Below are 6,716 nucleotides of genomic sequence, written 5' to 3' on the forward strand. Positions count from 1 at the left end.
TCTCCCAGCTTGGTTCGTCGATCTCTGTGAGTTCGTAATCATCTGGATCAATACCGTCGGACTCCATTATCGCTAGTTTCATTTCTCTTCGAACGCAGAGTCCTCACGCGAAGAGGGCGCAGCCCTCGGAGTTGTGAGCGACGACTTGATCTGCAGATTTCTTCATTGGGTTGGATTTGTTCCCCATCCGTCAAATTCACAGTCATGTTTCATTCCTGTAGTGCACATGCTTTCGGTCCAGGAGGTTACAGAATCTAAATCCATTCTTATGGGCGTAGTCCACCCTGTGATAACGAATTCCATTTTGTCGCTCGCCGAGGTGTCGTAAGAGCCAACGTATCCTAGCTTCTGTAGATCTGCTGCTAGAGCTTCTGCTTTTTCTTTGGCGTTCGTATAGAAAAAATACTCAAGTTTTAATTTTTTGTCTTCAGTGACATCGTACTTCCTTAGCTGCTCAATTGTCTCAGCGTTCATTCTTTTCTGGCTTTGACATATCTCCTGATACTGAGCTTCAGTTTTGTAAGGCTTTGGGCTGTTGGCTCCGAATAATGTGCTAATGATTCCCATGCTTAAGAGCAGTGTGATGATTCTCATTTGTTTGCGTGAAAGCCATACGCGTAGGTCAGCGCGGAGCGCTGGCCGGAGTTGTATGGGCTGACTGGTTAGCTTCTCTTTCTTCTCTCAAGTCTTTCATATGCTGAACTGGATCTCTTCGAATGTAGTCGAATAGAGAATATCTCCAAGACCCGAATTCGTAATCCACAGAAGGTGCGTATGAAGCGCCAATGTGGCTTCCATCTTTCCAAACAATCAATGGATTCTTAAGCTTCTCCGCTGCAAATCCAAAGAGGATGTCGAATTCCCAATGCTTGTCGGTTTCGTTCTTTAGAGAGGTTCCGCCGCATGCTCCGTAAAACTTGTAGAAAAACGCATCCGCCAAAATACTCGCTTCTTTTTCATCAATGCCGTCAGATGGATCGATAAACTTGAGCTCTTCCGAATTCACGATTGATCGTGGCCAGAGCAACGTGACCAACGCGAGTCCGGCTATTGTAGCCAAGGAAATCGTGATCATTCGTTTCTTCATTTTCTAGCTAACGTCGAAGTGTCACGCGGAGGAGGCGCAGCCTCCGGAGTTGTGACCACTGACTTGTTCTAGGTTATTGATTTCCATTCGTGTGTATGGTCCGAAGCGACTAGTTGGAGGACGATTGTTGATGCTTTTGTTAGATCGAATACCTCAGGAACCGCAATATCCAGTGCTTCTATGAGAATGTTAAAAACATAGGTTAAGAATTCCTCATCTCCAACTTGGTCTAGCTCTTTGTTGAAGGAATGTACTTCCCCGTTCTTATCTTTAATTTCGACTATATTGTTGCCGAAATAGGACTCGTCCCATGGAAAAGTTATGCAATTAAAGTATTTTACGTCCCAATCCGTAATTCTTTCGATGTATACGTTGTCTTCGTTCGGTTTGTTGTCGTAGGAGGCCGTGAGAATCCCATCTTCCACAGTGCATAGTATTCCGATTCTCATGACCGGTGTGTGTCCTTCGCTCTTCAACTGACTCGCTGAGGATAGAAAGAAATCGGTTATTGCTTTAGAGTCGGTCTGCAGATCAATCATGATTCTAGAACGCAGAGGTCTCACGCGAGCGCTTGCGCGAGTTGTGAGAACCGACTTGATGGGGTTAAGTTTTTCATCTTCAGAGTTGGGTTCGACTTGGAACTTGGGCTTTTCTTTTTCTTGGAATAAGTCTTCGGATCGATTGCCAATTTGCGATCTTTTGTTTGCTGCAGGATCAATCCTAATTATAGGGGATTTCGGATTGGTTGGCCTTCTCGCAAATCGATCTATCACTCCATTGCAGGATCTTTATACTTCATTCTTGGATTTATAAATTGGATACGTCGCCAAGTTGTTGTCTCTTAAAATTCCTTATCTCCCCATCGCCGAGTTCAGGCGGCGTGCGCTTGCGCACGTTGCCTGGAGCGAATTGTTAGCACTAAAATTTCCATCTTAATGACCCACCAAGAAGATGGAGACTCTTGCCAGGCGGGCTAATGTGCAGATAGTCGGCGGAAACGCTGAGTCTATCTGATAGGAGGTATTCGTACCCAGCGGATACGGCCAATGACCAATCTCGTTCTTTCTTTATCAACCATCCCTCATGCTCATTGTTTATTTGGTTCGCTTCGATTCCGAACTTTAAACTACCGCCTCCGGCTTCGGTCTTGTACGCTATTCCAAGGCCTAGGGCTTCCATCTTTTCTTCTATTTCGAAGGGGGTGATCGCTTGACGACCAGCTACACCCAACAGAGGGGGTGTCTGATTCCCGACCCAACTAGTCTTCAATGTTCCTAGATTTGTGTAGTTTGCATTTATCTCAAAACGATCCGTGACGTTGTACGAAATGGTCAATCGGGGAACGATTCCATCGTAATCCTTGGATTCGGAAACTCCTGAATAGGGTGCATCGGGCGATCCAGATCCGCTCATGTAGAGCAGTGAAACTGCTCCTTGGATCTTTTCTTCAGCTGTTGCATCAGAAAGTAAGCCTGCGATTAAAGTAATGATGATTATTAGAGTTGGTCTCTTCATTGGGTAACAGTTTGTAGTTTCGGGGTGATGGGGCGTGCGAGCAGGTCTTAGTGGATTCGGTTTTTCCTGCTAACGCTGAGTGGATACGCGAGGATCAGCGCGGAGCGCTGACCGCAGTTGTATCGCACGGCTGGTTAGGCTTCTCTTTTTTTATGAAACTGGAGAATAGAATGAGAAGGCCTCCGACTAACTGCACAGTGATTCGCGTGTTGGTGACGTACCTCAATTGTTTCTTCAGTTTTTCGTGGTTGCGGGGTTTGAAGAACAAGTCATTTGAGTCTGCGAAATTCGTAGAAACCCATGGTTCATCCTGATTCTCTGCTTTATGTGAGTATTCGTGAGCTAGCAAAAACCAGATAGCATCTATTTTTTCTTCGAGTTTGTAGCTTTGTGCACTGTCATTGCTTTCTTTCAGTTGGCGTTCGATCGTTAGTTCGAATAGCGACGCTAGCAACACCAGTACTGCTCCAATTTTTGTCATAGGGATTTTGATGATCTTTTTGCCTAACGTGAAAGCCATACGCGGAAGTCAGCGCGGAGCGCTGGCTGGAGTTGTATGGGCTGACTGGTTCTGGGTGTCGGATAAGGTTCTTTGGCCGGGGGATTGGATGGTGTTCAGGCTGCTTTGAGGATCGTGGCCTTGGTTGGGTTTTCTAAGCGCTTTTGCTGATAGGGCAAGCTCAAGATGGCTGCGTGGGGCTGTTTTGGGCAATTTAAGGGGCGCGAAGGCGCGAAAAGTTCCGCGAAGGCGGCCTTCGCCCACTTTTCGGCGTTGTGCACGCAGCAGTAGAGCAGCCATTGGGCGTTAACCTTGTCCTTGCCGCGCAGGGTGAAGCGACCCAGGCCCTTGTTGTGTCTCAGGTTTCCGAATACGGGTTCCACGATATGCATTCGCTTGCCGTAGATCTGCCGCGCCTCGGGCGTGTCGATCCGTTCCTTCATCAGCTGGCGCAGCGTGGGGGCGGGGTTGCTTAGGGGAACGTTGATCGTCCTTGTCTTGCGATTGGCGTTTTCGAGGCAGCGATCGCGTAGCGGGCAGCCCGCGCAGTCGCGCTTGCGCGAGGCGTAGCGCCGGTAGAGGTTGTGGGTTTTCCTGGCCTTGCGAGCTGCGAGCTTGAGAGGCTTTCCGTTGGGGCAGACGTACAGGTCGTTCTTCTTGTCGTATTCAAATTCGGATACGTCGAAGCGTTTCCTTGCCTTGGGTTTCGGCTTGTGGCGTTCGCGTCCCTGGAAGGCGGGGTCCCTCTGGCGGAAGCGGTTGTCGGGGATGTAGGCTTCCATGCCGTGGTCCAGGGCGGCCTGGATGTTCTCCTCGCTGTGGTACTGGCAGTCGGCGGTGAAGTAGGCTCCCGTGAGTGCCCCCTTCTCGAGCTTGCCGCCTTCGAGGTTGGCGCTGGCTTCGTCGAGGGCTCTGCTGGCGAGCTTCTGGTCGTGGCCGGTGGCCTCGACTCCGGCGGAGACTATGACTTGGTTTTCCTGCTCCACCAGGGCTTGGGCGTTGTACCCTTGAACCATGCCGTGCCGCGTCTTCATCAGGCAGGATTCGGGGTCGGTGACGTTGTCGTTCACTTCCTTCCCCGATTCCCCGATCTTGGGCTCGCTCCGGGCGAGGTAGGCGTCGACCTTGGCCGCGTGGCGCTCGAGCCTCTCGACCTGCGCGGCGTGCCTGTCGTCGTCGGACCTCGCTTCGGCGTCAGCCTTCTTGTGCTCCTCGATCTTGGCTTGGATCTTGGCCTTGAGCTTCTCGCTCTTCTTCTGGAAGTCCTTCCGCTTTCCGGACCACTCGCGCGACGCGTTGGCGGGAAGCTTCACTCCGTCGAGGGAGAAGTGGGTGTACCCGATGAGGCCTTGCTCGTCGCAGGCGAGCAGTATGCGCCGGAAGGCTTCGCTGGCGATCTCCCCCATGTTGGAGACGAAGGCGGCGAAGGTGGAGTGGTCCGGGGTAGCCCCTCCGGCGAGGGCCATGAACACCAGGTTGGTGCGGCATGCCTTTTCCATCTTGCGCGAGGTTCCCAGCCCCATGGAGTAGGCGTAGAGCACGACCTTGAGCAGGGCCCTTGGGTCGTAGGCCTTCTGCCCCGCCTCGTGGTTGCTGTACCTGCTCTCGAAGGGCTCGGTTCCGATCTTGTTGTCGACGAGGTAGTCGATGGCGTGCTCTAGCGTTCCGGGGATGAGCTGCTCGAGCAGGCTGGCGCAGAACATCTGGTCCTGGGCTCTTTGGTCTTCCTTGAATCGCGGCCTCGGCTTCATGCCCGTATCCATAAAGCAAGCGCGGGAGGACTCAATCAGGACTTGTTAACAATCGGTCGTTTTTCGACAGCCACGTTCGACATTTTATTTGGGTAAGTATTCACCTCCTTGAATTTTTCGTAACCAATTTTCGTATGCAGTAAAATCCTCTGGATATGCCTTGTAGGTGTCGATGTATGTAATATCGGAAATGTGTTCCATTAACCAAAAATCGACCAATCTTTCATCGAATAGATCGATTAGCAAAGTGGAGATCGTTTTCTGTAATTCCTTTGGTTGTTTAGGATCTTCGTCTTCAGACGATACTGCTCCTTCTTTCGCGTAAGCAATTGCTTCATCCCATCTTGCTCTAAGCCAGTATTTAGCATCCCGTTGTCCTCTGGGCCAACTTCCTGAGTTTTCCTTTTCTTCCAATAAGTTTCTAACTTTCGATGAATAGTGAAGGGCTTCATCTCGGATATAGTCGTATGCTCCGTTGATAGTCCATAGGGCTACACGCCAAACTGGAGTGTAATTGCCACGCCTAGGGATATTCGATTCTTGGTTGATGAGTGAGGAGGTGACATATTTCCATTCTGCTGGAGTTAAATGGAGATGATTCATTTTCTTTCGTCGAACGCCGAGCTCAGGCGACAAGGCCTAGGCTATCGTTTGAATTTCTGGGATGCTTGATTTTCATGGGGTCGTAGTGAAAGAGGCGGGCGTTTGCCGCAGTTGCCTGGAGCGGTTGGTTCGAACTTCCATCGCTTGGGCTTTTCTTGCTGCTTCCTTCTGGATTCTTGGGGACGTGTCTTGAGCCTTCACATTGATACGGCTTCACATGTTGGCTTCCGTTGTCGTGTTGCGATCCTTCTTTCCGATGCTAGGTCTTCTTTCATTTTGAACCACGGATTACACAGATAGCACGGATTTGGATTCGTATTCAGATTCTTGTATTATAGTTTCTTCGAACAGTAGTATTATGCGCGCTTTTGGTACGACTAACAAGGAGGGTGTTATTTACCGTTTTTAACAGTTAAGTTGTCGGAATAACAGGATATGGCCGGTGTTATGCGCGCTTTTTGGGTAATAACACATTTGGGGATTCTCCTGTTAGTCGGCGCTTTTTCCATACAAGGGAAACTATTTCGGACTTGCTTGGAGACAAGGCAAATTTACGTGAAAGTACGATTGCGTAGAGCTGTTTGCGCTTAGAACCTTGCACTGCGGAGAGATTAACATCGCTGCGCTGAATCCCTTCGGTGGGCCTCAGGGCGAGGATCCCTTCACTGAACTCAGGGCGAGGACTCGATTCGAGAATGGGTTGGGAGGCGAGAGTTGGATCTGCCTTCGTTATAGCGAAGGTCCTTCGTCGGTTTGGTTTTTAGTGCCTTTTCGTGGCTATTGGAAACTTCTGTTGGGACGGGGTGGGGATTGCTCTGATGAGCAAGGTCGGTGTTCGGGATGAATGGTAGATTGGGTTTGTGTTTTGGGGCCCGCAGATTTCCGCGGATTTGCTCAGATTGGAGTTGGGGATTGATGGGGTTGTGGTTTGAGGATGGAGAGAGTGGTGAATTGGTTGGATCTTGCATTGCGGCGCGTCGCAAGCGACGGCCCTACGAGGAGGGACGCCTTCGTTATGGCAAAGGGGCTTCGTCAGTTTGGTTTTTGGGGATGGAGGTGGGGTAGGCATTGCTCTGTTGAGTAAGGTAGGTGCTTGGGTGAGGGATGTCTTTTTGTTTGCCCGCAGATTGTTCAGATGAGCTCAGATTGGAGTTGGGGATTGATGCGGTTGTGGTTTGAGGATGGAGAGAGTGGTGAATTGGTTGGATCTTGCACTGCGGCGCGTCGCAAGCGACGGCCCTACGAGGAGGGACGCCTTCGT

At 50.4% G+C, this 6,716-nt stretch carries 7 protein-coding genes; all 7 read right to left on the reverse strand.

Annotation, left to right across the window (positions count from 1 at the left end):
* Window positions 1-162: 162 nt before the first annotated feature.
* Window positions 163-594, reverse strand: a complete 432-nt coding sequence (locus tag QEH57_RS24310) for a ribonuclease E inhibitor RraB (protein ID WP_309009408.1) — start codon at window positions 592-594, stop codon at window positions 163-165.
* Window positions 595-622: 28 nt separating this feature from the next.
* Entirely contained in the window at window positions 623-1,087 is a 465-nt protein-coding gene (locus QEH57_RS24315) for a hypothetical protein (protein ID WP_309009409.1), read from the reverse strand.
* 68 nt (window positions 1,088-1,155) lie between these two features.
* On the reverse strand, window positions 1,156-1,626 hold the full coding sequence (locus QEH57_RS24320) for a hypothetical protein (RefSeq protein WP_309009410.1): 471 nt from the start codon (window positions 1,624-1,626) through the stop codon (window positions 1,156-1,158).
* Between the two features lie 379 nt (window positions 1,627-2,005).
* Entirely contained in the window at window positions 2,006-2,602 is a 597-nt protein-coding gene (locus QEH57_RS24325; protein WP_309009411.1) for an outer membrane beta-barrel protein, read from the reverse strand.
* Between the two features lie 94 nt (window positions 2,603-2,696).
* Window positions 2,697-3,122 carry a hypothetical protein gene (locus tag QEH57_RS24330; RefSeq protein WP_309009412.1) on the reverse strand — a complete coding sequence of 142 codons (426 nt, stop codon included), beginning with the start codon at window positions 3,120-3,122 and terminating at the stop codon, window positions 2,697-2,699.
* 95 nt (window positions 3,123-3,217) lie between these two features.
* Window positions 3,218-4,852, reverse strand: a complete 1,635-nt coding sequence (locus QEH57_RS24335) for an IS1182 family transposase (protein ID WP_309009413.1) — start codon at window positions 4,850-4,852, stop codon at window positions 3,218-3,220.
* Window positions 4,853-4,936: 84 nt separating this feature from the next.
* Window positions 4,937-5,455 carry a hypothetical protein gene (locus QEH57_RS24340; RefSeq protein ID WP_309009414.1) on the reverse strand — a complete coding sequence of 173 codons (519 nt, stop codon included), beginning with the start codon at window positions 5,453-5,455 and terminating at the stop codon, window positions 4,937-4,939.
* Window positions 5,456-6,716: the final 1,261 nt, after the last annotated feature.

This window comes from Pelagicoccus sp. SDUM812005, from assembly GCF_031127875.1.
GTDB lineage: Bacteria > Verrucomicrobiota > Verrucomicrobiia > Opitutales > Opitutaceae > Pelagicoccus.

Coding starts and splice junctions, on each gene's coding strand:
- QEH57_RS24310 (WP_309009408.1), bottom strand. CDS start 594: ATGAGAATCATCACACTGCTCTTAAGCATGGGAATCATTAGCACATTA.
- QEH57_RS24315 (WP_309009409.1), bottom strand. CDS start 1,087: ATGAAGAAACGAATGATCACGATTTCCTTGGCTACAATAGCCGGACTC.
- QEH57_RS24320 (WP_309009410.1), bottom strand. CDS start 1,626: ATGATTGATCTGCAGACCGACTCTAAAGCAATAACCGATTTCTTTCTA.
- QEH57_RS24325 (WP_309009411.1), bottom strand. CDS start 2,602: ATGAAGAGACCAACTCTAATAATCATCATTACTTTAATCGCAGGCTTA.
- QEH57_RS24330 (WP_309009412.1), bottom strand. CDS start 3,122: ATGGCTTTCACGTTAGGCAAAAAGATCATCAAAATCCCTATGACAAAA.
- QEH57_RS24335 (WP_309009413.1), bottom strand. CDS start 4,852: ATGAAGCCGAGGCCGCGATTCAAGGAAGACCAAAGAGCCCAGGACCAG.
- QEH57_RS24340 (WP_309009414.1), bottom strand. CDS start 5,455: ATGAATCATCTCCATTTAACTCCAGCAGAATGGAAATATGTCACCTCC.